This is a genomic window from Halogranum amylolyticum (genome assembly GCF_900110465.1).
GTDB lineage: Archaea > Halobacteriota > Halobacteria > Halobacteriales > Haloferacaceae > Halogranum > Halogranum amylolyticum.
Window position 1 is genome coordinate 1 of the sequence record NZ_FODV01000015.1, and the last position, 25618, is coordinate 25618.

Genomic DNA, 25618 nt, shown 5'->3' on the forward strand with positions numbered 1-25618 from the left:
CCGGCAGAACGAGCTGTAATGCGGTGCCTCGTCGAGTCCAAACACGGCAAGGACACCGGGCATCTCGTTGAGGTAGTCTTCCGTCTCGCGGAGGCTTTTCTCTAATTCGACGCGGTACAGAATCAACGCGATCTGCACCCACTCGGCGTACCCGTCCGCGCCATCCGGCGCGGCGGGTACGTCCGGATCGTCAACATGGTGTTTGGCAAGGTCTCGACACATCCACGCGAGCCGTCTGAGCGATACCATATCGCCAGACGGCGTCCAATTCCCGGTTAATCTGACGGAAGAACGCCGTGAGAGCGTCTGAGACTGACGTCACTCGGCGGCAAAACAAGGCATCCTCAAATCAACGATGGATTGGGAAAAGCGGAAGAGTCCAGAGAATAGCGGGTCGTTTCTCGGGTTCTGATCGAGAGCTAACCACTAGAGTCTCGATTTAATTCTGTTGTTTCACGGCCTTACGGCATTATAGAAGTGAATCGCGAGTGCTACGAACACTGCCATCACAAAGAGAGGAGTGAATACCTTACCGGCCATCCCCGGATTAGCTCCTAAGAGGGCAAGACCGATAGCTGTTACAACGAGTGCTCCTACAAGTCCGGTAGCCAATAGAACGCCTACGTTTTCGGTCATACAGAGAGTGCAACTATCGAAAGAAAATCAGTCAGCCACTGCGGGAATTCACAGAGCAACCATTGCCCAAATCGATAGACGAGGTTATCGGCAAATGGACCTTCTGCGGCGCCACATGTCATACAATTTGATAATCTAATGAGATTACAAGTACTTTCGGGTGCTCCCTACCAATGTGACAACACCATCGCAGCTGCCGCAGACGTACATGTCGCAGTTCTCGTATAACTCAGTGACAATTCACACTCCTTCCGCCCAATTAATGTGGTTGAACTGATCATCACGACTGTGAGTCGCGACGTGATCAACCAGCGGCCAGCGAGTTCGGCGTTGACGATCGACCGGAAGTGACCCGTTCATCCGAGGGTGATCAAGCGACCTTGTTCGCGGATATCGACGAGAATCAACAGACGCTTGCCGGCAACGAGGCGGCCGCTCGCTGCTTGTCCGAGGAGTAACCAACAGATCGGGGCTCATTCCGGGGATGTTGGGTAACTCATCCCGCGGCGATATTTGTCCGCCCCTCGTCACCCTCATACGCCAAGATCGGTATCTAGTCTCAGTTACTCGTAGTAGGGTTTTCGCTCAATCACATCTGCGAAGCCGACTGACTCGCTCACATCAGTGACCTCGACAGTTACCCGTTCACCTTGTTCAGTGTCGGGGATGATGAGAACGTATCCACGGTCAGTACGGGCAATGCCATCGCCCTGGTCTCCGATATCTTCGATGTCGACGGTCCGCTGATCCCCTTTCTCTACCGGTGCGAGGCTCTCCCGATTCTGCACCGCTTCGTGGGTTGACGGAGTGTCATCAGTAGTATCAGTCGCAAAGACAGCCACGCGGTGAACATCACCCACTTGGACATCGCCTGTTGTCACTTCTTCTTTCGGCACTTCGAGAACGTATGAGCCTCGCTGCTCATCCACCCGGGCGCTGAAGAGGCAAAGTAAGTTATCTGGAATTTGCATGTGTAACGCTCGTCTGTGAATCTTGTTGCTCTCTCATCTTAACCTGGTGATTAGCAGTAGGAGGGCACGTCTACGGCATCGTTGTGAGCTCAGGTAGTGAGGCACTGAGCCGGAGACTGAGAAACCGCTGCTCGCCGGCGAGTTTTTCTGCCCCCGAAGGGTGCGGGGCATTCCAAAACTGGAGTGCTCGCGAGAAATCCATGGCGACGAGTGACTTCGCAGTGGTGTCGTTCGATGACTCCGACACCCCACGTGACGAGATGCACAGTACCATCGAACAGTGGATCGACGACCTTGTCGACTTCGTCGACGACGCACAAGCGAGCGCAGAGTTCCAGGCGTGGCTTGACGTTCAACGGCAGTTCCACGACTACTCCTACCGGAACACGCTGCTCATCAAACAGCAGTGTCCCGAGGCCAGTCGCGTCGCCGGGTATCGAACGTGGCAAGCAGAGTTCGACCGCCACGTCGAGGAAGGTGAACAGGCAATCTGGATCTGGGCACCCATCATCACGAAGCGGTGTCCTGACTGTGCAAACTCGCCGAGCTATCACGCCAACACCGACTGTGAGTACGACGCGACGCCACCCGAGGAATGGTTGAGAGGACTCGTCGGGTTCAGACCCGCCCCTGTCTTCGATATCTCGCAGACTGACGGCGAGCCACTCCCCGACCTCGAGACAGCCGCGACGGGTGACGCTGGCAATCTCGTGTCCCGGCTGACTGACGCGGCTTCAGAGCTTGGTGTGACGGTCCGAATTGTCTCCGAAGACGAATGGTCCCACGGGAGTGCACGCGGTATCTGCCAGCGACTGAGCCTCGTCGACGTCCAACCACTTGTCGAGGTCAAGGACCGAGCAAACGAGGCCGACCTTGCACGGACGTTGGTTCACGAGTACGCGCACGCGCTGTTGCATTTCGACGTCGACGACGACACCGAGCGGGGAAAACGCGAGGTCGAAGCCGAAGCCGTGGCGTACATCGTCGGGCGATTCTGTGGACTTGATACGAGTGGGTCGGCGTTCTACCTTGCCACGTGGAAATCAGACGATGCTGACGTAATCCGCGAGCGACTCGGACGGATCAGTCGAACCGCGACGGAGATCATTGCGTTGCTTGAGGGGTAAATTCCAGCTGAAGCACTTCAGCGTTGGCCAGCAACACTCTGAGGGAAAACCTGGTTTCCGACCGCAAGGATTTCCACAGATGGTCAAAATGAGTACCTCGGGCTTCACTCTAAGGTTGTTCTCAGAGGGTCCATTTGCAAAGTGGGTCTTGAGCCGCTGTTGACTCCACCCCGTTTGCAAAGTGAGATCGCGGGTTGAAAGATGACTCTCCCGTGCTACAGGTAATTAAGCAAGTGCTGCGGAATTCAATCTCGATGTAGGGCACAAGAACCCCGTTTGCAATATGAGCTGTTACCCCATGGAGATGACACGGGAGAAATTCAAGGGACCGAATATGCAATCATCTAAATAATATATAAATACTCGTTTGAAAGACTACAATCACCATACATATTTAGTTACTCGTTAGATAACATAAAATAGTCTATTTATGCTGTGTACACTTGTGGACGATGTGATTCCCTATACTGCCACGGTCGCTGCTCAGGGTGAAGGGGATACCCGATTCGCAATCAATCTACTCCGTGAAGCCGGGAACATCGCTAACCGCTGCGAAGAGCAGACGGTTACAACCAACCACGTTGAGGAAGACTCGGTAGCCCTTGTTTTTGATGCAACTGTACTCAGCAATTTCGCGAGCTCTGACTCACTCGATTGGTTAACTACAGAATTTGACCAGACATATCCTATTCCTGAAGTCTGAAATAAAATCGTACAGGATATAGACACAGGACACGAATTTCTTAAACCAGCACAGATGACACTTGATGCTGGTAAGTTCCAGATTGCTGCTATCGGTTCTGCACTCCGTCCTCTGGAATAAATACTGTGCCGACCGAATCGCCAGCGGTAATTTTCTCAAGCACGCCCTCTTGAGTGGATTTTGCGATAATCGCTGGAATACCGTGCTCGCTCACGTTACGGGCACCTTGAACTTTCGTTTGGATACCACCGAATTTGTTCGACGAGCTCTCGTTAGTAATCGCCTGCACTTCATCGTAATTTCGACCGACTGCTTCAATACGTTCCGCTGTAGAGTCTTCCTTCGGATTACCAGTATAGACGCCGCCGACGTCAGTTAATGTGACTAGTAAGTCGACATCGATGTCGACCGCGACTGAGGAAGAGAGCATGTCATTATCACCAATTTGAATTTCCTCAGTTGCGACAGCATCATTCTCGTTGATGATTGGGACGATGTCCCATTCAAGGAGTGTCTCAATTGTATTACGAACGTTCGTAAAGCGTTCGGGATTTTCGAGGTCATGCTGTGTTAACAGCAACTGCGCGATCTTCTGGTCGTAACGCTCGAAGCTTTCTGTGTACCGCTGCATGAGGTAACTCTGTCCGACGGTTGACAGCGCCTGAGCTTCCTCAACGTTTGCTTCAGAATACCCAACTCGGCCCTTTCCGGCACCGATTGCCCCCGAGGAGACAAGAATTACATCTTTCTCTTGTTCAAGGAGACTGACAATATCGTCGACAAGCTTCCCTAGTTTCCTATCATCAAGGTTCGATTGATCGTCTGTAAGCGAGTTTGTTCCTGCCTTGACAATCACGCGATCGGCATCGGCTGCGAGTTGTCGTGCCTGTTCGATTTCCTTATTCTCTAACCCCTTACTCAGCATTGTGATCGTGTGCTAACTCCTGTGACCGACGTTCAGCTGCCAGTACTGCGTTAACCACCGCTTCGTCTGCGTTACTTTCCCACAGGGTGTTCATCCCTTCGATTGTCGTCCCTTTCGGCGAACAGACTGCATCGATTAATTCATTGATCGACTGCTCCGACTGCAACACCGTCTCAGCAGCCCCTTTGAATGTTTGTGCCGCAAGCGTTCGGGCTTTCTCTTCGTCGAGACCACCATTTACTCCTGCCTCTGTCATCGCATTCATCATATAGAACACGAATGCTGGCCCGCTTCCGTTGACTGCAGTTGCAACGTCCATCTGTGCTTCATCGATTTCGACGTACTCACCGATGTCGTCGAGGAGCATCCTCACATCGTCTGTGACGGCGTCTTTGGTGACGGCTGCCGCCATGTTGCGTGTCTCCGCCGCTAAATTCGGCATAACCCGGACGACCGTCGCATCCGTATGCGTCCTCACGATATCTGTTGGAACACCCGCTGCGATAGAAACTAGCGTCTGATCCGATGACAGGTCGAGCTCCCGAAGGAGGTCCTCGATGATATTTGGTTTCACCGCCACAATGACGATGTCAGTGTCCGATGCAGCGTCGATATTTGACGTCGTCTTTGAACAGTGCGCTGAAACGGCTTCGCGTGCGTTAGGGTCCAAATCACAGGCCGTCAGTGTGTACTGACCGGTCTTAGAAAGCCCCTTGAGTAGGGCTCCTCCCATGTTGCCACAACCGATAACGCTCACATGAGTCATCCTACTCCGAGAGAGAACAAGCAGCTATACAGGTCTGACTGTTACCGCAACTTCCAACAAGTGTTCTCCCACAGCCTCAGTGAAACAATAACAGTAAAAATTCTGGGGCAATGAGCGAGACTTACACTGAAGTGCCACGAGCTAGATGAGTTGTGGTACTTCACGTGCGTACTGGACGGCAATGAATCATCAGACGATCGATACCAGATCAGACGAGTACTGGTGCGTCGACAGCGATTTGATTGGGAAACTGGTATAGAGCACGTCTTCGAGTCGCCTTTGCTACCGACGGGGTTTGTGGAGTATGTTATCCGCTTCCTCCCCGAGGTCATTGCATTTGGATAACAAATCTAACAGATGACAGATGTTACTGAGACTAATCCATGTTGGCTGTGAAGTCCTCGAGGTCAAGCCCGAGATTTCACCGGTTTATCATACGTCCAAAGGAACGTACAGACGCAGATAAATTCACTCTCCGAATATCCTGTCTCCATGGTAGTCGGCGGCTCCACCTCGCCCGATAGTACCATCTTACTCGATTTGCTCATCTGTAGATGTTATGACGCCGCTCGAGGATCAGTTGTCGTCGACGCTCGCCCCTGCCCGGTTCGGCGAACCAGCCCGACCGGTGACTGCCGAATCGTGCTTGTCGGAGAGCACTAGAGCAACCTGATGGAACTCCCGGGCCATGCCAGCGATGGCGATGACCGAAATAATCGCGAATGGGAACAGTGACGATTGCCGACGGGCAGGGTGTCGATACCGCAACCGACGATGGGTAGCGACGCGAACCCGCCTGTTAGTACACCCTAGATGACGCCGTTAAAACTACTGATGATGCATACCGATGGTCGAAAAGTACTAAATGACGGCCATCGACTCGGAGGCCTGCAGCTCAGATCACTTGAGGTCGAAGCGATCGAGGGTCATCACTTTGTGCCACGCATTCACGAAGTCGCGGACAAATCTCTCCTCTGCGTCGTCGGATCCGTAGACATCCGCGATGGCTCGAAGCCGGGAGTTCGACCCGAAGATGAGGTCCACGCGGGTGCCCACCCACTCGGCTTCGCCCGTCTTCCGGTTGCGCAGCTCGTAAGTATCCTGAGCGTCCGAGGATGCTTCCCAGCCCATGATGTCTTGGGATTCCGAGGATGCTTCCCACTCGTAGTCCATATCGAGTAGGTTGACGAAGAAGTCGTTGGTCAGCGTCTCCGGCTGGTCGGTGAAGACGCCGAGGTCATACCCTTGGTAGTTGGCATTCAGCACGCGCATGCCGCCGACCAACACGGTCATCTCGGGAGCCGTCAGATTCAGGAGGTCCGCTCTGTCGACCAGTAACTCCTCGGCCGACTGGTCGTCCTCGTCCGCGAGATAGTTCCGGAACCCGTCTGCGTCCGGTTTGAGTGCTTCGAAGGAGTCGACGTCGGTCTGTTCCTGCGAGGCGTCAGTACGGCCCGGTTCGAACGGAACGTTCACGTCGTATCCGGCATCTTTCGCCGCCTGCTCGACGGCTGCGTTGCCGCCCAGTACGATCAGGTCGGCAAGCGAGACTTTCGTCCCGTCGGACCACGAACTGTTGAACTCCTCTTGGATCTCTTCGAGAGTTTCCACCACCGACGCTAGCTGCTCTGGCTCGTTGACCTCCCAGCTCTTCTGCGGTTCGAGGCGGATACGGGCCCCGTTCGCGCCACCGCGCTTGTCGCTGTCGCGGTACGTTGACGCCGACGCCCAAGCGATCTTGACCAGCTCGGAGATGGAGAGTTCCGAGTCGAGAATCTCTCCTTTGAGCTCGTCGATCTCCTCCTCGCCGATTAGTTCGTAATCAGCGTCAGGGACGGGGTCCTGCCACAGCATCTCTTCGTCCGGGACCTCAGGACCGAGGAACCGTTCCGGCGGGCCCATGTCGCGGTGGATCAGCTTGTACCATGCCTTCGCGAAGGCCTTCTGAAACTCTTTTGGGTTCTCCTGGAAGCGCTCGATGATCTCCCGATAATCCGGGTCTCGCTTCAGGGCAATATCCGTCGTCAGCATCATCACGTCCTCTTTCTCCGACGGGTCTTCGACGCCCGGTGCTGCCTCGTCCAGCTCTCCGTTCTGTGTGGTCCACTGCCACGCGCCGCCGGGACCCTTTTCGGGCCACCAATTGTAGCCGAGCAGGTTGTCGAGATAGCCCATGTCCCACTGGGTCGGCGTGGTGTTCCACGGGCCCTCAATTCCACTGGTGATCGTGTCGCTCCCTTTACCGGAGCCGTGACTGCTCTCCCAGCCGAGACCCTGCTGCTCAATGGGGGCCGCTTCGGGCTCGGGGCCGACGTGCTCGTCGGGGTTGTCCGCACCGTGGACTTTCCCGAACGTGTGTCCGCCGGCGATGAGCGCGGCCGTTTCCTCGTCGTTCATCGCCATGCGGCCGAACGATTCTCGGATGTTTTCCGCCGACGCCTGGGGGTCCGGCTCACCGTCTGGTCCTTCCGGATTTACGTAGATGAGTCCCATGACGGTGGCGCCGAGTGGGTTCTCGAGTTCTCCGTCCTCGTTGAATCGATCGGAAGCTTCCATCTCGTCCTCGGGACCCCAATCGACAGCATCGTCGGGCTCGTAGGCATCCTCACGTCCGCCGGCGAAGCCGAACGTTTCGAATCCCATCGACTCAAGGGCAACGTTCCCGGCCAGAACGATCAGGTCGGCCCACGACAGTTTACGGCCATACTTTTGCTTGACCGGCCAGAGCAGTCTGCGTGCCTTGTCGAGATTCGCATTGTCAGGCCAACTGTTGAGAGGCGCAAAGCGTTGGGTACCGCCGGACGCGCCGCCGCGGCCATCAGTGGTGCGGTACGTACCGGCGCTGTGCCATGCCATCCGAATGAAGAGCGGCCCGTAGTGACCGTAGTCAGCCGGCCACCACTCCTGTGACGTCGTCATCACCTCTTCGATGTCCGCCTTTACGGCGTCAAAGTCGAGTGTCTCGAACGTCTCAGCGTAGTCGAACTCCTCGCCCATCGGATCGAGTGAGCGAGCGTTCTGGTCAAGAATCTCCAAATTCAGTTGATTTGGCCACCAGTCTTGGTTGGACCCATTCATCATCGTGGGGTTGCTGCTTTGGTGTGTTAAAATTGTCTACCTTGAAACACATAGTATCAGTCGTAATTAGAGAATAGTTAGCAGCGACCAAGCAATACTTGTTGAGAAGCTAGTTGTGACGCCCTCCAGCCGTAAATAGTAGAGGCCGAACCTAGCTGGTGGGTCGGTTCGTAGCCGTCAGCATGGTCCACACTACCGAGGCAAAATCGGTCTGTCGCGCTTCCTCGGCACTGGTCTATCCAGTCTTGGAGTCGGCGTTGGGGCGTGTGAAACAGAAGGACCGTCTCAGCGTCGGCGCTGAGATGGTCTTTCATTTCTTTACTCGGCCGCGCACGCACGATGTAGCCGACGCTCAGCCGTTCTAACTCTTTGACGACGTGAGCTTGGTAGAAGCCTCGATCAAGGTAGACGTGTCTAATCGATACGTACCTTCGTGCTTCGACGATGAGTGAGCGAACAGCTTGCTGCTTCGCACGGAAGCTGTTCGCGTCCATCGGGAACAGCGCAAGCGTGAACCTTACACTCGGAGCGACAATACAGAGTGTCGCAAAGCAGTAGGCTCGGTTCGTTCCGAGGTCTGGATAGGTGATGACGACGTGGTCTGTGTCGGCTGCACCGTAGAACCGCCACTCGTGAAGATCGATTGCGACGTCAACATGAGAGGGAAGCAACCGACGTGACCGAAGGACGTGAAAGAGACGGTCGCGGACGCCATCGAACTGGGTCTCGATGGCGTCCGCTTCGAGGTGACGAAGGTGGTAAAGCAAGGATTTCGCCAGAGGGTTCCGAGCCGTCGACGTGACGTCGACCGGCTCGGACCGATCGAGTTGGACGGTCTTGCCGCCTATATTCGCGAACTGCTGGTTAAAGGCAATCCAAGAGAGGACTTCGAGAAAGTCCTCTCTCGTGTAAGTCCCACACGGCTTAACACCGAACTCCAGTACTGGATAGACCAAGGTTGAGGCAGCGCGACAGACCTGTTTTGCCTCGGTTGTATCGACCATACTGTCGAATACGAATCGGACCGTCAGCTAGGTTCGGCAACTACTGTTCACGGCGGGGAGGATGTCACTTCACATGATAAGGGCGTTGTACGTAAGCTGAGAGGAACGGACTGCTGCATACAGAGGATGTCTTCGCAACTATCGATGCGCTTCGTTCGGGCTTGGGTAGCTAAAATCAACCCCATATGATTGGCAGTTGATCGACGAGAACCGACCAATAATCAGGTATCGGTCATTAAATGCGATATACCCCATCTGTCTAAATCGCGCTCCCATTGTAGCAGTACGTACTTAATAACCAGTTATTATGAGGACGAGATTAATTAAGCGGGCGACACGAGATGCTCACTAATGGAATTCGCCGAAATGAATTCGGCCGTTTTGTTCGGCCTGATTACGATGGTGACGTGGGGGATCTGGATTGTCTTGGGCAACGCTGCGTCGGAATCCATCGACCCCAGGACTGCAGCAGCCATCTCGTATCTCACAGCGGGAACCCTTGCACTCGGATTTATCATCGTTTCAGACGCATCGCTCGCCGTTACTGCGAGGGGAGGGTTGCTTGCTGGCACGGCCGGGTTGTTCACCGGAATCGGCCTTATTTCGATGTACTTCGGGTTCGCTCAAGGGTCAACGACGGTCGTCTCAACTCTCGGCGCCATGTACTTCGTCGTCGCAGCCATCATCGGTATGGTCGTCCTCGGAGACGAGGTTACGATAACCAGATTTGCCGGCATCGCGTTCGCAGTTGTTGGCGTTGTCTTGGTTGCTCAATAACCACCTCTACACAGTGGTCGGAAAGCAGTACTGCTGGATAGGAACAAACTATAGCATGTCTTCAACATGGATGATCAGGCCGACTCATCCATACACTGGTCTTTACAGTTGTTGAGTGGGTGTAATCTGTTGGCGTTCCACTGTCACCCTTTATTAACCGATTTTTTGTCTTCTAACTTCGAAAGTCGATGGTGACTATGCACGGTGGCTCTTGCACGTGTTGTGAGACTCATCAACTATTGTCGGATTCGACAATGCCAGTCGAATTCAATTGTGTGTCTCATTGGCAAAACGATATAACTCAAGTTCCAATTCCCACAACTGGTATAAACATGCGGAGTATTCCCCGTCAACAGTCATTGTCAGACATAGCCATGCATAGCGTATGAGTAGCGCCCTAGACTCAGAATCCGATTGCACAACCCATCACCTCTACCACGATTGGGCGGGAGATGAATCAGTGGGCGATCAGGTAATTGAAGCAGTCGCGAAATACGAGAGCACGAGCCGGGACGATCTCCCACTACTAAAGAAGTTTGTCAATCCTACTGCGCTAGATACTATATTCGACTCTTCAGATGAGGAAGCCTGCAGTGCGGGATGTATCACATTCTCCTATTACGGTTACACGATTCTCATACAAAGTACCGGACAGATACTCATCAAGAAAACGTGATTCACTCTCTCCTACTTGCTTCCTCTCAATTACTCCCTATGGAGAAAACAAACTATTACTAAGATCCACACCTGAGTCGAGTTTTCAGCGCCGCTTTTCAATAATTGTATTCTATGTGATAGTAATCCAGGAACGCTAACGGGCAAGTTAACTCCAAATTCTAATTCAGAAGACATTATTTTCAATAAAACTCAACGAAATCACTTCGTCAGTTAATACTAACTTCAACTAATATCCTTTAGATGTTATTCATCAGTTAGTGCCGCAGCAATCAAGTTTCGCATCCCCCGGCGCAAGCGACCACTCATTGCAGTCGATGACAGATCTAATTCCTCGGCAATCTCGCTCAATCTCTTTTCGCGTGGTTCAGAAAAGTAGCCACAGGAGTATGCGACTGTCAACGCCTTTCTTTGTTCCTGTGTCAGTCCATAGGATGCCTCAGGGTCGCTACTCTTGTTATCGTATATCCCAATGATGTTTACCTCCATGTCGTTATCTGTAGCATATTCCCAAATCGTATTGAGAGCGTCACGATTGGGAAGTTGTAATTGTATGAGCCAACCTTGATTCTTTGTTTTTGCCTCAGACATAAACCCGTTGACAGCAGTTACAACCTCGCTTATTAGCACTGTATGTGGTGCATAATTAATATAATATATCCCACTCTCATCGTCTTTACTTACGAGCTCATAATCGTTGACAGTGGGGTCTTCCTCCAACGTCGTCTCGAGTTCCGGAAAATCATCGTAGTCAATTAAATAAGGAAACAAATTGGAGCTGGGATCGGTATTGACCTGAGGTAATACTCTCAGCTCAATATCTTCCAGTTTCGTTAGTGTGGGCGTCAGAGCAAGCTTCTCGTGCTGGATGTGCGACTTTACTGTAATCGGCATCTCTGAATGATCCTCATGTTTTTAAGTGGTGGTCAGATATGCATAGTCATATATGTATGGCTATGGTTCTCTGGGTTCACACTTCGGTGTATTTTTTCGAGAGATATAATAGTATGTAATTGTCAACAAGAAAACACACCCATCTGCAAATAGGAACAGAATATGTTTTCTGAATCACTCGTCTGCAAAGTCAGATAATCCCAGTTATACGTGGACCAGGAGCGAGGATGGAAAAGAAAATTCAAAGCTCTTCAAAAGATACCCAACAGTAAGCAATGGCTGGCAATATCGGATGTGAGTGCAAAATCGGTCGAGTCTCCCGGAGACGTGAACTTGAAGACGTCGATGAGATACTGAAAGAGAGCTGGAAAGCGGGAACCAGTCTCCGTGATTTGGAAAAGCAGTATAACCACCGCGTTCTCGAAGTTACAATGCGGAATGTAGGTATGGAAACGCTACAGGGTGAAGTAAAAAACCTCTATCAGCTTCTCACTGATGATGATGTGAGTCCAGGTATGCGTGTCGAAGCCCAGAATCGACTCGAACAACACGGAATCGATTCCGATTCAGTAACCAACGATTTTGTAAGTTACCAGACTATCCGAACTCATCTCCAAAATTGCTTAGAGGTCGATACAAAGCGAGAATCAAGGATGACAAAATCAAGTGGAAAGAACACTGTGCTCAAATTGCTCTCACGTACTGAGTCAATCACCAATCGCACCATTGAGCAACTCTGCTCAAACAATCTTTTAAAAATAGGAAGCGCAGACGTGACACTAAGCTTACGTGTCGCGTGCACTGACTGTGGGGAAGAATATTCGTTCACACGGTTGTTAGAGCGGGGGCATTGTTCTTGCTCAACCGAAAAGTTAAACACATGACTGTAATTTCATCGACCGAGTGTAGGAATAGAACCATTGATTAGCACAAGATATAACACTCTCTTATCCCATATAGCGCAACGACGATTCAAAAACATACAATCATATAATGTCTATAGAAAATAACAACCAGCTAGAGTATGACGGTACACTTGATGAACTCCACGTTGATGTTGAGAACATAGGAGGAATCTCGAAGTGCAATGTGACGCTCTCACCAGGCGTGACACTTCTGGTTGGGGAGAACGCTTCAAACAAATCGTCGTTCCTTCGTTCGTTATCGGCTGTGCTTGGAGGGGCTGCACCACCCCTGAAAAGTGACGCCGATAATGGACATGTATATCTCGGATTGGGTGACAAAGAATACTCTATTGAGCTCTCAAAACAAAACGGGAACCAAACGGTAACGACGGCAGATCAATTCGTCAATCGTGAAGACCTCTGTGAACTTTTTGTCACATTAGATGAATCAAACCCGATTCGGCAAGCTGTGGTTAATGGAGGAAATCTGTATAGCTTACTGATGCGTCCGGTTGACACCGAGAAGATTGAATCAGAGATAAAACGCCTGAAAAAGAAAAAAGACACACTTGATGACCGCCTCTCAGAATTGAGCCGGATAGAAGATAAGCTTCCAGCACTCCAGACGCGATCCAACAATTTACGACAGGAGATTGAGGAGGTGAAGACTACACTTCAGCAGAAACGAGATCAAATAGAAGAGCGGGAAACAGAGACGAGAACGAGAGATGACAATGAAGCGCTTGATAAAATCAAAGAGAAGCGTTCAGAACAAAAGACAGTTCGAAACCGGATTCGAACACAAAAGAATGCTATTGAGTCTCTCAAAGACGAACTTGATTCGATAACAGATCAACAGAAGCAACTTAATTTGGATGACGTTCCACGGGATGTCGATGAAATCAAGCGTGAAATCGAACAACTTCACCACCAAAAACAACAGCTGACAACGACCATCAACTCACTCAGCCCGATCGTAGAGATGAACAATCAGCTGCTAGACGATGAAGACGAGATTCCTGCGGAAATGAAATCAGATGATGTCGTCGCAGAACTCGACCCTGAATCGCGGACTATCACCTGTTGGACGTGTGGAAACAGCGTTGAGCAATCAGAAATTGCCGAGCAGGTCCGCGTCGTCAGTGAGATTATTCAAGAAAAGCGCAGTCAACGCGAGACAATCACAGACCGAATTCAATCCCTCGAAGGAAAGAGACAGAAATTTGAAAAGCAAACGGAGAAGCGTGAACGGCTCCTCGAACGGGAACGTTCGACTAAGGACGAAATCAATCGTCGCGAAGAAAAGCTTCCCGAACTCCAGACGCGGCAGGATTCGCTCAAAGAAGAGATTGATGCACTCCAAGCAGAAGTTGATGAATCTAGTGGACAGTACGATGTGCTAGGTGAACTTTACGATGAGGTAAGTGACCTCGAATACAAACGGGGACAACTCAAAAACGAACTGACTGATGTCGAAGAAGAGATTGACCGTATCGAAACAGAACTTTCCAAGAGGTCAGAGATCAACGACGAGCGAGAATCTGTATCAGGTCAACTTCAGGAACAACGAAACCGAATCGAGACACTTGAGCGAGACCTTGTAAGTACGTTTAATGAGAGTATGCAACAGATGCTCGACATGCTGAGCTATGGGAAAGTTGAACGTGTTTGGATTGAACGGCTCGTCACTGGTAGCACTCACTCCAGGAACACAGAATTCGAACTACATATCGTACGCTCGACCGAGGATGGGACTGCGTACGAGGACACCATTGAGAATCTAAGCAAGAGCGAACGAGAGGTAATCAGCCTCGTCGTTGCTCTTGCAGGCTATCTCGCTCATGATGTCGCAAATGAACTCCCTATTATTGTTATCGACGCAGTTGAGATGCTTGACGCGGAGAGAATCCAAGGTCTCTTAGAGTATTTCAGTCAATACGCTCATTACGTCGTTATGGCGGTTCTGCCAGAAGAAGGAAAAGAACTCGCGAATCTGTATCCGACGATGTCGACCTCGTCATTCAGTCCCGAAGCATGAAGATGGTAGCATCCTCTTGGGTCTAACAATACCGGCCTTCCGCAGTTCTTCCGTTATATCCGTCATTTGAGCGGGTGAGTGTACGTTCTATTGGTGGTAACCGTTGAGCATGTCACATCCTCGTCACCAATACTACTGATTCATAATGTGTCACCGGTTATTGAGGACGTCCGGGTCAATTCTTCTCCACGATGTGCTCTTGTTTCCTTAATTGTCTGAATAATCGCTCTATTTTCCGGGACATCATGGACTCGAACGATGTCTGCGCTTCGTTCTGCAGCCATGGTCGTCACCGCCAGTGTTGGAGAAAGTCGTTCACCGTTTTGGCAACCAACATGTTCGAACATTGATTTCCGAGAGTGACCGACCATTACAGGACATCCTAGTGCATGAAGTTCTTCAAGCCTATCGATGAGTTCAAAACACTCAGCAGCATTCTTCCCAAACCCAAGTCCGGGGTCAACAATGATTTGATTACGGTGAATACCTGCTTGTTCCGCAAGAAGTATTTTCTGTGACAGGTTCTGGATGACGTCTTCAACAACATCATCGTACGTAGCATCCTGTTCCGGGCTAACCGGCGTTTCTAGACTATGCATGATGACGAGCGATGCATCGTGTTCAGCGACAACGAAACGCATTTCTGGGTCTCCAAGACCAGAAACATCATTGATGAGATCGGCACCTGCCTCTAGTGCTGCATCAGCAACCAACGCCTTCTGAGTATCAACTGAAATTGGAACACCAAGGTCAGAGATCTGTTTGATAACCGGCACGATACGTTCAATTTCCTCCACCGCTGATACGGGATCAGCACCTGGTCGAGTGCTTTCTCCCCCAACATCGATAATGTCTACACCAGCTTCAATCATTGAACGTGCCTGCTGTATCGCCTCTTCAACATCAGTATACTCACCACCATCATAGAAACTGTCCGGTGTGACATTCAGGATCCCCATGAGCAGTGTCTCGTTAGCCTGAGAATACTCAGCTGTAGGGTCCGCTGGTGTGAGAGACGTTTGAAGCTGATTGGAGAATTGGGATAGTCCGAGATAAGAACTGTCGATACGATCTATCAGTGTGTGGAATTGAGACGCCGTTCCTGATAGCACTGTAGACACACGCTTGTCCGAAGTATCGGTATTCGTTATCAGACCAGTTCCTCCAATTGACTCCAAGTGATCGATTATATACGTGGCCTGTGCTTCCCGTAGCTGTGTTTTGACTGTTTGGTGACGTGTAGAGTTTGCGATAAGCTGATTGTCTGTACTGGTTCCCGACGATTGCACAGCAGGCGGGTTCTTCGCCTCTTTTGGAATAAGTAGTCGAGTCCAGCGGTCACGAGCCTCGGCAACAACGTACAGAGAACCGGTGACAAGAACGCAGTCGTTTTTATTTGCGGCAGATAATGCTCGTTCAGTCGCTTCAAGTACGGAATCAATTTGCTTGAGTGTATTTGCATGTCCATCGAATATGCTCGCGAGGGTTTCGCTGCTTTCAGCCCGGTCAACATTCGGTTGAGAGAGATAAACTGTGTCGGCAGATGGGAGCTTATCTGCCATCTTACGATGATCTTTGTCTTCCATTGCACCAAAAACGACATATAGGTTGTCGAACTCGAAGCGGTCAAGTAGGTTAGTAAGTTCTGCACAGGCGGCAGGGTTGTGTGATCCGTCAAGGACAGTGAGTGGGTCGGTTGAGATGATTTCAAAACGGCCCGGCCAATGAACGCTTCTGAGCCGCGACTCGATTATGTCTTCGTCAGCAGCTACGAGTTGTCGAGCGAGTGTTGCTGCGATTCCGGCGTTCGTCGCCTGGTGATCACCAAGGAGTGGAAGGTTTGTTTCAATTTCCCAGTTGGGTGCCGTTATTGAGACTGAATTTTCGACTGTTGAGACCATGCCATGTTCACAGGCTTGGATGTCTTTACTCTCGTCACCAACAGTAATCACCTCCGTTTCCTCCCGAATTGCTGTGAGCGCCGCACCATCTGCCCCAGTTACAAGCGGGGTTTCAGAAGGTGCAACCTGTGCTTTGTCGCGAGCAATTTCCTCGACCGTCTCCCCAAGCAATTCTGTATGCTCTAAACTTACACTGGTCACGGCACTAGCGACGGGATCAACCGCACTAGTCGCATCATACCTCCCACCAATCCCAACTTCGAGAATGGCAACATCGACCTCTTCAAGCCCGAAGTGGTAGATTGAGAGCGCTGTAAGTACCTCGAAATAGGTGGGTGCATCATCGTTTGCTCGAAGACCCTCAATACAGGGGGCAATCTCATTGACAAAACTCTGGATATGCTCTTTCGGAATTTTTTGACCGTTGACCCGAATTTGCTCACGCAAATTGTTCAGGCTTGGCGATGTGAAGATTCCAACTTTGACTTCCGCACCTTGAAGGATACTTTCGAGCATTCGCGCGGTACTCCCTTTTCCATTCGATCCCGCAATCTGAACACAGTCGATTCGGGCATGTGGACAACCAAGATGAGAGAGCATTGTGGCAGTTGTCTCCGTCCCAAGTTTTGGACGACGACGTTGTAGTGACTCCAGATACGCGATTGACTCGTGATAGTCCATACCAAACGAAATTCTTGCTTCATAATTAATTTGTCGAACCACCTCAAAATTTTCTGATAAGGTACGACTGTATATCCGCATCCTTAGACGGTGTCAAGTAGACAGTAGTTATGGAAGTTCTAAGGCTAAAATTCCACATTCAGGGCGAGAAGAATGTCAAGCATATGAATTTTTAGAAATCAGAATGGCAGAGCAAGCCCAATCCAAGGGGGAGGTCTTGAGACTCCGAAACAGTGTTTCTATTCGCAGTCGGATTATTGCTCAGACGAAAGTGACACATTCTCTCTGCTCTCTCCCTCAAAGGTAAGAGTACTACACTAAACATATTTTCAGTCATAGGTCACGACAGTGACTCTGGCTATGAGACAGATAAGTTGATAATCACAGATCAATAGGGGGTGATTTATTTGATGAGTTCATGAAGTGTTAGACAAAAGCCACCAAAGTAGTGTTGAGACAACATTACAAAGAATTCATGTTTCTAACTACATTGCGGAGGTACGGTAGAAGTGCTTAGTCGTCCGCACTAGCGACTTCGTCCGGAACGGTAGTTTTCAACTGTTCGTATCCATCAACCGGGGCATTGGGATTAAGCGAATTGATTTCTTCCGGCGCACCTAATTGAGCATCGTTTTCTTCCGGATTTTGAACTTTTGTGCGGTCGTGATGGACAGCGATTTCATCCTTGAGGTGGAGTTTAATAGCCTCAATAAAAGCCTCTGCCTCAAGCGGTTGACCGCGTTGCTCAAGTTCTTTTTCGGAGGAATCGTCCGGCACATTAAATGCTCGCTGGGTAATAATCGGTCCCTGATCGAGGTCCGTCGTCACATAATGAGCCGTGACGCCGGCAATACGAACACCCTCTTCGATAGCTTGCATGTAGGCAGAAGCACCCGGGAACGAGGGAAGGAGACTTGGATGGACGTTGATGATCCGGTCCTCATACCGGAAGACTACCTCTGGAGACAGAATACGAATGTAACGGGCCAAGGTAACTAGATCGATATCATACTCAGCTAATCGATCCAGTAGTTCATCTTCGTCAGGAACTCCCGACTCATCACCGATGTCGTGGAAGGGAACACCGTACTCGGCTGCAAGCGGTTCTAGCTTACTGTGGTTTCCAATAACAACCTCGATATCTGCACCGAGAGCGCCACAATCCCATTCTTCAAGGAGTGCTTCGAGGCAGTGGCTCTCCTTTGTCACGAGGACAGCAATTGACTGCCTCGTGCTTGTTGTTGGGTATCGAACTTGCACATCAACATCGAACTCATCGCCGAGCTTGGTAAGATCAGTTCGAAGTTTTTCTTGAGTAGTGACCATCTCTGAGGCGTCAACATGCATCGTCATCCGGAAAGTTCCCTCCCGGACAGCCTGATCGAGGTCCTTGATGTTGATACCGCGCTCAAAGAGAGACGAGGTGATTTCAGCGATAATACCCGTGTTATCATCGCCGACAACCGTTATTTCGGTGAATTCGTCCGTCATACTATCAGCCCAGTTTCGGTGTAATCGGTCATCATCTGCATCATATTACCGTCCGCCTGTGAATTGCAAAACAATTCGTGTGTATATACAATGGTTTTTAATTGTGTGACCAGATACCGCGTTTCTTGATGACATGAAGTGTTGGGCAAGGACGCACTCAGCACACCACGAAGCGACAAGTTAGGGTATAATTGCCTCACAAGAAAACAGATCAGATGGTTCCACCGAGACAGTCGCGTTCTCTACGAACCGCGTCTCGAAACTGTTGGTGGTCTTCTTGACAGAGGTTACCCACTGATTCCCTGGTTGTGGTCGTGGTTACCGTCTCGACACCGCGCATCGCTTCACACATATGCATTGCAGTGAGTTCAGCAGTGACACTGTCTGACTCTAGTTCGGTAGCGAGACCGTTGACGATGTCCCGCGTCAACTCCTCCTGTGTTGTCAGGCGACGTGATTGCCAACGCACGTACCGAACTAGCTTCGACAGCCCAACCATCTCATCACCGGGTTGATACGCTACGTGGGCATGTCCATAAAAGGGGAGTATGTGATGTTCACAGAGACTATACACAGGTATTCCCGTCTTGACCACAAGTCCGTCGGTGTGAGCGTCGAACGTGCGCATCGTCGGCTTCTCCGCTGTCCGCATCCCTTCAGTCAGTGTTTCGAACATCTCTGGAACACGACGATGCCAAGTCTCTCGAACGCCTGCTTCGTCTGGGTCCTTCCCGACGGCCTCAAGCAGTAGTTTGACACCTTGTTGTGCTTTCTCTCTGTCAATTTCTGTCGAGCAATCCGGAGATTCGTTGAATGGAGCGTCGTTTCGGTGAGGTGGTTGCTGGTTCTGTGGACTCATTCAGTAGTGGGTGGTGAAATAGCCAAATAAAACCGCCGCTGCCCACCCGAGTAGCTACTATGAGCCTTGTAGATTAACAAATATAGAACTGTTATTCTCATCAGGTTACTCTCTAATGTGGGGAACTGGAATCAGTGGTTCACAAAACACAAAAGGTCAATAATAATGTGGTTCGTGGCCATTCAGACATACAGACCGGATAGACAATTAAGAATACTCCAACGGGGCCTGCCGCGAATTGAAACAGGCCCGCGGCGCCGTCAATTGTCTCTGACGCCAGATTCGTCGTTGCTATAAGCTCCGGTATCAGGTGTCTGTAGTACCTCCGCGTCAGTATCTGGTCCGAGTGGTTCGACGCGGACGCTGGACACCTTATACTCAGGGATACCGGCTTGTGGATCGAAGGTTTCCTGCGTCAACTTGTTGACGGCGCCGGCTGCAAAGTGCATCGGGATGAAAAGCGTTCCTGCACCGACCCGGTCGGTCACCAATGCCTTGACGACGATATCTCCGCGGCGGGATTCAACTCGGACGTAATCGTTGTCATCGACACCAATTTTCTCGGCCGTCGACGGATGAATTTCGACAAAGCTCTCCCCAACGTGACTCATGAGACCTTCGACACGCCGGGTGATCTGGCCAGTATGCCAGTGATAGAGTACCCGTCCAGAAGTGAGTGTGAGCGGATACTCTTCATCGGGCAGCTCACCGGGATGTCCTCCATCCGCGGGCACAAAGCGTGCAAGACCGTCCTCGAAATTGAACTCCCCGTCTTCATAATCATAGAGATACGGTGTCCCAGGATGGTCTTCATCCCAGCAAGGCCACTGGAGGCCGTGCTCGTCGCCCGCTTCGAGACGATCATAGCTGACACCGCCGTAGATTGGAGTCAGATTGCTGATTTCATTCATAATTTCTTGTGGATGGTTATAGTCCCAATCGTAGCCAAGCCGGGTAGCTAATTCCTGAGTAATCTCCCAGTCTTGACGTGCTCGGCCCGGGGGCTCCGCGGTTGGTCGAACCCGTTGAATACGGCGCTCAGTGTTAGTAAACGTGCCATGTTTTTCCGGTGATGTCGCTGCAGGCAGAATTACGTCTGCGTACTCTGCTGTCTCTGTCATGAAGATATCCTGTACGACGAGGAAGTCTAGCTTCTCTAGTGCTGCCTCGGCATGCTGGATATCGGGTTCAGAGAGTGCAGGGTTTTCTCCGACGATGTACATTCCCCGCAAATTACCCTCGTGAGCTTCCGAGAGCATCTCCGGCACTTTGAGACCCGGCTGCTCAGGCGGGCGTTCACCCCATTCTTTCGCAAATTTCTCACCGACCTTGTCGTCTGCCGGATCTTGATACCCCGGAAGACTACCTGGGAGTGTTCCCATGTCACCACCCCCACCCTGAACGTTGTTCTGTCCTCGGAAGGGCGAAAGTCCGGCTCCAGGTTTGCCAACCTGTCCAAGCGTGAGGGCGAGGTTAGCCATCGCAAGGAGATTCTGTGTGCCGTGGCTGGACTGGGTCATCCCCATCGCCCAACCGAAGACGATGTTCTCGGCATTAGCGAGCATCTCTGCTGCTGATTTCAGCTCTGCTGGAGGGACACCGGCTAGCTCCTCGACCTTCGCCGGTGTAAACGCCTGTACCTTTCGTTTGACTTCTTCGAATCCTTTCGTGTTGCGTTCGATGAACGTCTGATCGTGAAGGTCGTTCTCGATGATGTATCGAATGAGTCCATTGAGCCAAGCTACGTCGTAACCGGGTTCAGTTCGGGTGTATTGGTCGGCATGCTTGGCGATATCGACTTCTCTGGGGTCGAAGACGATCAGGTCAGCCCCTTCTCGGAGATTTTGCTTGATGCGGGTCGCGAGCACTGGATGGGACTCGGTCGTATTCGATCCGGTGATAAGGTAGGCGTCGGCCTCTCCGATGTCTTCGTTGATCCGGTTGGTCATAGCACCATACCCAAGCGTCTGTTGCAATGCTGCTACTGTCGACGAGTGACAGAGCCGAGCACAGTTGTCTATGTTTTTCGTCCCGAGTACTTGACGGGCAAACTTCTGTACGAGATACGCTTCCTCGTTGCTTCCTTTCGACGACGCAAGACAGCTGACCGCATCGATTCCGTGTTCGTCTTGGATTGCACGTAGTTTGCTGGCGACGTACTCGAGTGCCTCGTCCCAAGATGTCCTTTCGAACTGTCCGTCTTCGTTACGGACCAGCGGTTCCGTCAATCGTTCGCCGCTGTTTGCAAACTCGTGGCCGAATTTCCCTTTCACGCAGGTTGAGAAGTTGTTTGCGGGTGCCTTCTGGGGGTCTTCGACGGGTTGGACGCCCAAAGCGTCACCATCCTTACCCCACATCTCGAACCGACACCCGACCGCACAGAACCCGCATGTCGTCTCCTCTTTGTCGATGTTGTTCAGCCGGTAGTCACTCACGGTCGATGCAATGTCGAACAGTCGGCCTTCGGGCAACACCTGGGCCGCAATGTTCTCTGCAGTGTGTTCTCCGGCCAACATCGCTTTGCGACCGTACTCGTTGACGAGACCCGCCGCGCCGCGCTTACTCCGAGTCATAAAGCGAGCGACGCCGCTTCGGTCTGCCGGACCCGCCTTTGGGGTGGTGCCGACACTGCTCATTTCACCGGGGTCAGGCGAGCGGTTTGGCGCGGACGTGTCATCGAGCGTCTCGGTTTCCTTGTGTTCAATAACCGTTCCAATGGAGTTACGTTGGGTGAATCCAGGGAGAGGGAGCGTTGCGGCACCGTCGATATCCTTCTCTGTCAATGCACCAGTCGGGCAGACCGTGGCACAGTGACCACAAGAGACGCAGTTGGAGTCGGCCATCGTCTCGGCGTTGGATTGGAATCCAATTCGGGTATCCTCACCGTACCCCTCGATACGAAGGACCCCCTCAACCTGGACGTCGTTGCATCCCTCGACACACCGATTACAGAGAATACATTTGTTGCGGTCGATTTGGATGAACGACGAGCTGTCGTCAAGAGGTTCGTACTCATCGCGCTCGTCGAAGACACCGTATCGCGGATGGTCAACACCTTCGGTGATGGCAGTGTCTTGCAGCTCACAACGCCCATTCCCGTTGCAAGTCGTACACCGCAGATTGTGATTCGAGAGGACGAGGTCAAAATTGACACTCCGACTCTCTTCGGCGGCTGACGTATCTGTTTCGACCGTCAGACCGTCCAAGGCTGGGAACGAGCAAGAGGGAACAAGCCCGTGTTCGTCTGTCTCGACCATGCAGGTGCGACATTCACTTCGAGGCCCGATTTCGTCGCTCGCATCTCCCTCCCGATCGTAGTAACAGAGGGCCGGAACGTCGGCGTTGTTCTCGACGCCGTCGGAGCCTGTGTCGACGGTCACCATCTCGTCATCAATCGCCTGCATAGCGTCGATGATGGTCGAGCCGGGAGGAACAGTAATCTGCGTTCCGTTGACTGTTAGCGTCGTCGGGTCCTCGACATCAGTGCCGATGTTCGGGGGATCGTTTGCAGTGCCGGTCTCGAACTCCGTCGTGACCGGTGTTTGGTGTCGTGGATTGTCGAGATCTGGTACGCCTGGAAGTGAATCATCAGTGCTCATAGTTTTTCAGTACAGGTGCCACTTGGACAGTGGCCATCGACGTGTGCTTCGAACTCCGATTCGAATGCATCTATCGCTGTTATCACTGGGCGAGGTGCATGTGCACCGATCTGGCAATTACTTGACCGAGTCATGACTCGACCGAGTTCACGTATCTTCTCCCCATCAAACGAACCTCGATAGATCTCACGCAGTAGTTCGGTGAGCTGTTTCGTTCCCTCTCGGCCAGGGACACAACGGCCACTGTTCGCTTCTGACGCGAAACGAGCCCGTTCACCGGCGTTCGCGACTGCACAGGACTCCTCATTCAACAATTCAACGACGCCATCTGTGCCGAGGCCGGCCTTAGTCAACGATTGTGCAGTCGGTGCGACGGTCAGAGTACAGGTAATGCCGCCGAAAACGCCACCCACGCAGGCCATCTTGAACGACCCATCCAGCTGTACGGCGTCCCGAACGACTGAAAGATCCGCCTCGGGCCCAAGTTCGAGTACTGCAGGGGACACCACGTCGCCAGTGACGGTGAGCAGCCGCGTCCCCGGGTCAGCCGTGTCCGTTTCGAAACACTGGGGGTCACGAAGCGCACGGTGGACCTGCGCAAACGTTCGAGGTGTGTGAATAACGGTTGGCCGGCCGTAGAGTCCATACTCGGCGGGTGGCGGTGGTCGTATACGTGGTTCGATTCTGTCTGCCCCCTCCATCGCCTCCAGTGCGGCTGTCGGCTCGCCAGCACGGTATTCATCAGGGCCGACGACAAGTTCGGGGACTATCGGTAATTTGCCCTCAGCAGCTTCGACCGCCTCGCCAAGACGCCGTTGGAGTTCAACATCGCTCTCGTTCAGGTAGAGAACCGCATCTTCGGCACCAACGAACTCGGCAACAGCTGCAACCCCGTCGAGAACGGACATTGGTGCACCGGCAAGTACCGTTTGGTCCACCTGTGACCGGGAGTCAGCATCGTTAGCATTCATCACGACTATGGAATCACCATCCGCCCCACGGGCGTGCTGCCAAACGTCAGCGACTGGTTCATCTGTCGCAGCATCACCTCTACCTCGTCCGAGAAGGTCAACGTCTGAAAGGGCGCTTGCTTCTCGCTCAGTCGAGTAAAGTGTGTACTCTGTTGGGTCAAGTGGATCAGCCCACCCACAGGGACCGAGTACGCTTCTTTGTCCAGCCGCTAGCAGACCATCGGCCGGTACTGGTAAAGAACTCGCTCCTGGGTCATGCTCAACAACGAAGTCAGCATCGTCAGTTGGGAGGTGACCGGCCTCGAACTTGGCAATGATATCACGAACCGTTGACGTCATAGGTGAAATAAAAAACGCCGTTGACCCTTCGCTAGTCGTGAGTACGAGCGGATCGTACTCGGTGATCCCGGTCGGTCCCGTTCGCACGACAGGGATGGAGTCAGCGGCGTTGCGCGCGGTGGCATATACCCGTTCGCCACGCTCTGTTGTCACGTCTGTCGAGATACGTATTACTGGTGAACGACCAACTGCTCCTGCGGCATTCATTAACGAGACTGACAATGTACGGAAGGGTTAAAAAATTCATTCAACGAGTGCGGTGCTCAGACGGAGCACAGACTTTCTACCAGAAGGGTATGGGGCGCTCAGCATGTATCCGCCAGAACGGTGATTCAAGTTTTGTTCGTGCCGTCACAGGTTTCCATCAAGATACGACGTGTGGATATTGATCCCATCAAAGACGTTAGGGACCCTTGTACTATGGATTGTAATGATGGCAGATCCACACTTCGAGGAACTCAGAGAAGAGACAGCTGAAGCGGTCTGTGAGGACGAACTGATTTCGGTGTATACTGGTCTTATCCACGAAGACGGACGACACGAGTACTATTTCGGCAACGACACTGGGGAGGCTGCCGAATTACGTGAGACGGCGGCCATCCAATTAGGGATGATGCTCCGAGTGCTCGCAGATCGTTCCGACAGCAGTATCGACGAGATAGCCGACCTTGCAACTGAACGGGCCGAAGAGATACGGCTACAGTAACCAGAACGACTCGTTCGAGATTATAGAGTGACAAGCTATTACCTCTGCCTTCAGGCGGAGGATACAGCCGTCTATAGAGACATGTTCCGCCGTTGATGGCGCGGCGTGAGTTTCGTAATCCGCACGCTCAACTGTCAGACGCTCTTCCAGGAGAGGAAGGTCAGGTCGGAACGGAGCGGATTCCGAACGACCTTCAGAGGCGGTCAATCCGCCACCCGATGAGACAATATCCGAAACGTCGACGCGGTGAACGTGACTCCTCGAAGGGTTCGTCCCGTGCCCGTCAGTTGGGCAAGCATCGAGATACCTCCGAGTCTGCTGACGTTGGCTCACCATTCGTCAGGCAAAAACAACCACGAACGGCAACGATACCGAGGAGAAGAGTAACAGCGGGTTGGCACCGCCAGTCAGCCAGCAACCACGACGGCTGGGTGAAATAGATCCCCGGAATGTGGCGGAGTCGTGGTTGCGAAGCTGAAACTCCCACCGCTCGGGATTCCTGCGTCTTTACGCGCAGGAAGATGTCAAGAGGCGATTCCTGCAGAGTGCGGCATGGAAGCAAGAAGCCCCAC

19 protein-coding genes and 2 pseudogenes are annotated in these 25618 nt (G+C 52.0%); 8 read left to right on the forward strand and 13 right to left on the reverse strand.

Going from position 1 to position 25618, the window contains the following annotated elements; translation table 11 throughout:
* Both BSG17_RS19050 and BSG17_RS26245 read right to left on the reverse strand, forming a co-directional pair.
* A pseudogene (locus tag BSG17_RS19050) lies at nucleotides 1-249 on the reverse strand (IS5/IS1182 family transposase); the annotation flags it as partial.
* A gap of 204 nt (nucleotides 250-453) precedes the next feature.
* A complete protein-coding gene (locus tag BSG17_RS26245) occupies nucleotides 454-636 on the reverse strand; it encodes a hypothetical protein (RefSeq protein WP_139246708.1) in 183 nt (60 codons plus the stop codon).
* Nucleotides 637-911: 275 nt separating this feature from the next.
* Between BSG17_RS26245 and BSG17_RS28675 the strand changes: the two are divergent.
* Nucleotides 912-1094, forward strand: a pseudogene (locus tag BSG17_RS28675) (hypothetical protein); the annotation flags it as partial.
* 105 nt (nucleotides 1095-1199) lie between these two features.
* Here the strand turns inward: BSG17_RS28675 and BSG17_RS19060 are convergent.
* Complete coding sequence (locus BSG17_RS19060; protein WP_089826953.1) at nucleotides 1200-1607, reverse strand: TRAM domain-containing protein; 408 nt, start codon at nucleotides 1605-1607, stop codon at nucleotides 1200-1202.
* Nucleotides 1608-1807: 200 nt separating this feature from the next.
* Between BSG17_RS19060 and BSG17_RS19065 the strand changes: the two genes are divergently transcribed.
* Both BSG17_RS19065 and BSG17_RS28680 read left to right on the forward strand, forming a co-directional pair.
* Nucleotides 1808-2734 carry an ArdC-like ssDNA-binding domain-containing protein gene (locus tag BSG17_RS19065; RefSeq protein ID WP_089826955.1) on the forward strand — a complete coding sequence of 309 codons (927 nt, stop codon included), beginning with the start codon at nucleotides 1808-1810 and terminating at the stop codon, nucleotides 2732-2734.
* Between the two features lie 430 nt (nucleotides 2735-3164).
* The gene (locus BSG17_RS28680) at nucleotides 3165-3437 is read left to right on the forward strand and encodes a hypothetical protein (RefSeq protein ID WP_394327974.1); all 273 of its coding nucleotides are present in this window, start codon (nucleotides 3165-3167) and stop codon (nucleotides 3435-3437) included.
* An 88-nt stretch (nucleotides 3438-3525) separates the two neighbouring features.
* On the opposite strand, the gene proB is transcribed toward BSG17_RS28680, so the two are convergent.
* The 4 genes from proB to BSG17_RS19085 all read right to left on the reverse strand — a co-directional run bounded on the left by proB (nucleotide 3526) and on the right by BSG17_RS19085 (nucleotide 9210).
* Complete coding sequence (proB, locus tag BSG17_RS19070; protein ID WP_089826958.1) at nucleotides 3526-4362, reverse strand: glutamate 5-kinase; 837 nt, start codon at nucleotides 4360-4362, stop codon at nucleotides 3526-3528.
* Nucleotides 4352-5128 carry a pyrroline-5-carboxylate reductase gene (gene proC / locus BSG17_RS19075; RefSeq protein ID WP_089826961.1) on the reverse strand — a complete coding sequence of 259 codons (777 nt, stop codon included), beginning with the start codon at nucleotides 5126-5128 and terminating at the stop codon, nucleotides 4352-4354. The genes proB and proC overlap by 11 nt, the downstream gene beginning before the upstream one ends.
* Before the next feature lie 900 nt (nucleotides 5129-6028).
* Entirely contained in the window at nucleotides 6029-8206 is a 2178-nt protein-coding gene (gene katG / locus BSG17_RS19080; protein ID WP_089827063.1) for a catalase/peroxidase HPI, read from the reverse strand.
* Nucleotides 8207-8283: 77 nt separating this feature from the next.
* Nucleotides 8284-9210: a hypothetical protein gene (locus BSG17_RS19085; protein WP_244531610.1), complete on the reverse strand. Its 927-nt coding sequence runs from the start codon at nucleotides 9208-9210 to the stop codon at nucleotides 8284-8286.
* Nucleotides 9211-9561: 351 nt separating this feature from the next.
* Between BSG17_RS19085 and BSG17_RS19090 the strand changes: the two genes are divergently transcribed.
* Together BSG17_RS19090 and BSG17_RS19095 are read left to right on the forward strand one after the other, a co-directional pair.
* Nucleotides 9562-9987 carry an EamA family transporter gene (locus tag BSG17_RS19090; protein WP_089826963.1) on the forward strand — a complete coding sequence of 142 codons (426 nt, stop codon included), beginning with the start codon at nucleotides 9562-9564 and terminating at the stop codon, nucleotides 9985-9987.
* Nucleotides 9988-10372: 385 nt separating this feature from the next.
* The gene (locus tag BSG17_RS19095) at nucleotides 10373-10663 is read left to right on the forward strand and encodes a HalOD1 output domain-containing protein (protein WP_089826965.1); all 291 of its coding nucleotides are present in this window, start codon (nucleotides 10373-10375) and stop codon (nucleotides 10661-10663) included.
* 245 nt (nucleotides 10664-10908) lie between these two features.
* Here the strand turns inward: BSG17_RS19095 and BSG17_RS19100 are convergent, their stop codons facing one another.
* The gene (locus BSG17_RS19100; RefSeq protein WP_089826967.1) at nucleotides 10909-11556 is read right to left on the reverse strand and encodes a helix-turn-helix domain-containing protein; all 648 of its coding nucleotides are present in this window, start codon (nucleotides 11554-11556) and stop codon (nucleotides 10909-10911) included.
* Between the two features lie 275 nt (nucleotides 11557-11831).
* On the opposite strand from BSG17_RS19100, the gene rdfA reads away from it, so the two are divergent.
* Both rdfA and BSG17_RS19110 read left to right on the forward strand, forming a co-directional pair.
* Nucleotides 11832-12440, forward strand: a complete 609-nt coding sequence (gene rdfA, locus BSG17_RS28685) for a rod-determining factor RdfA (protein WP_089826969.1) — start codon at nucleotides 11832-11834, stop codon at nucleotides 12438-12440.
* A 109-nt stretch (nucleotides 12441-12549) separates the two neighbouring features.
* Entirely contained in the window at nucleotides 12550-14499 is a 1950-nt protein-coding gene (locus BSG17_RS19110) for an archaea-specific SMC-related protein (RefSeq protein WP_089826970.1), read from the forward strand.
* 140 nt (nucleotides 14500-14639) lie between these two features.
* Here BSG17_RS19110 and folP read toward each other — a convergent pair whose 3' ends face one another.
* The 5 genes from folP to BSG17_RS19135 all read right to left on the reverse strand — a co-directional run bounded on the left by folP (nucleotide 14640) and on the right by BSG17_RS19135 (nucleotide 24547).
* Nucleotides 14640-17081 carry a dihydropteroate synthase gene (folP, locus tag BSG17_RS19115; RefSeq protein WP_089826972.1) on the reverse strand — a complete coding sequence of 814 codons (2442 nt, stop codon included), beginning with the start codon at nucleotides 17079-17081 and terminating at the stop codon, nucleotides 14640-14642.
* Between the two features lie 513 nt (nucleotides 17082-17594).
* Nucleotides 17595-18572, reverse strand: a complete 978-nt coding sequence (locus tag BSG17_RS19120; protein WP_089826974.1) for a formyltetrahydrofolate deformylase — start codon at nucleotides 18570-18572, stop codon at nucleotides 17595-17597.
* 211 nt (nucleotides 18573-18783) lie between these two features.
* Nucleotides 18784-19431, reverse strand: a complete 648-nt coding sequence (folE, locus tag BSG17_RS19125; RefSeq protein WP_089826976.1) for a GTP cyclohydrolase I — start codon at nucleotides 19429-19431, stop codon at nucleotides 18784-18786.
* A gap of 260 nt (nucleotides 19432-19691) precedes the next feature.
* Nucleotides 19692-23030 (reverse strand): formate dehydrogenase subunit alpha, encoded by a 3339-nt coding sequence (gene fdhF, locus BSG17_RS19130; protein WP_089826977.1) that lies wholly within the window; start codon nucleotides 23028-23030, stop codon nucleotides 19692-19694.
* Nucleotides 23027-24547 (reverse strand): NADH-ubiquinone oxidoreductase-F iron-sulfur binding region domain-containing protein, encoded by a 1521-nt coding sequence (locus tag BSG17_RS19135; RefSeq protein ID WP_089826979.1) that lies wholly within the window; start codon nucleotides 24545-24547, stop codon nucleotides 23027-23029. The genes fdhF and BSG17_RS19135 overlap by 4 nt, the downstream gene beginning before the upstream one ends.
* 223 nt (nucleotides 24548-24770) lie before the next feature.
* Between BSG17_RS19135 and BSG17_RS19140 the strand changes: the two genes are divergently transcribed.
* Nucleotides 24771-25046 (forward strand): DUF8113 family protein, encoded by a 276-nt coding sequence (locus BSG17_RS19140; protein WP_170864875.1) that lies wholly within the window; start codon nucleotides 24771-24773, stop codon nucleotides 25044-25046.
* Nucleotides 25047-25618 lie beyond the last annotated feature (572 nt).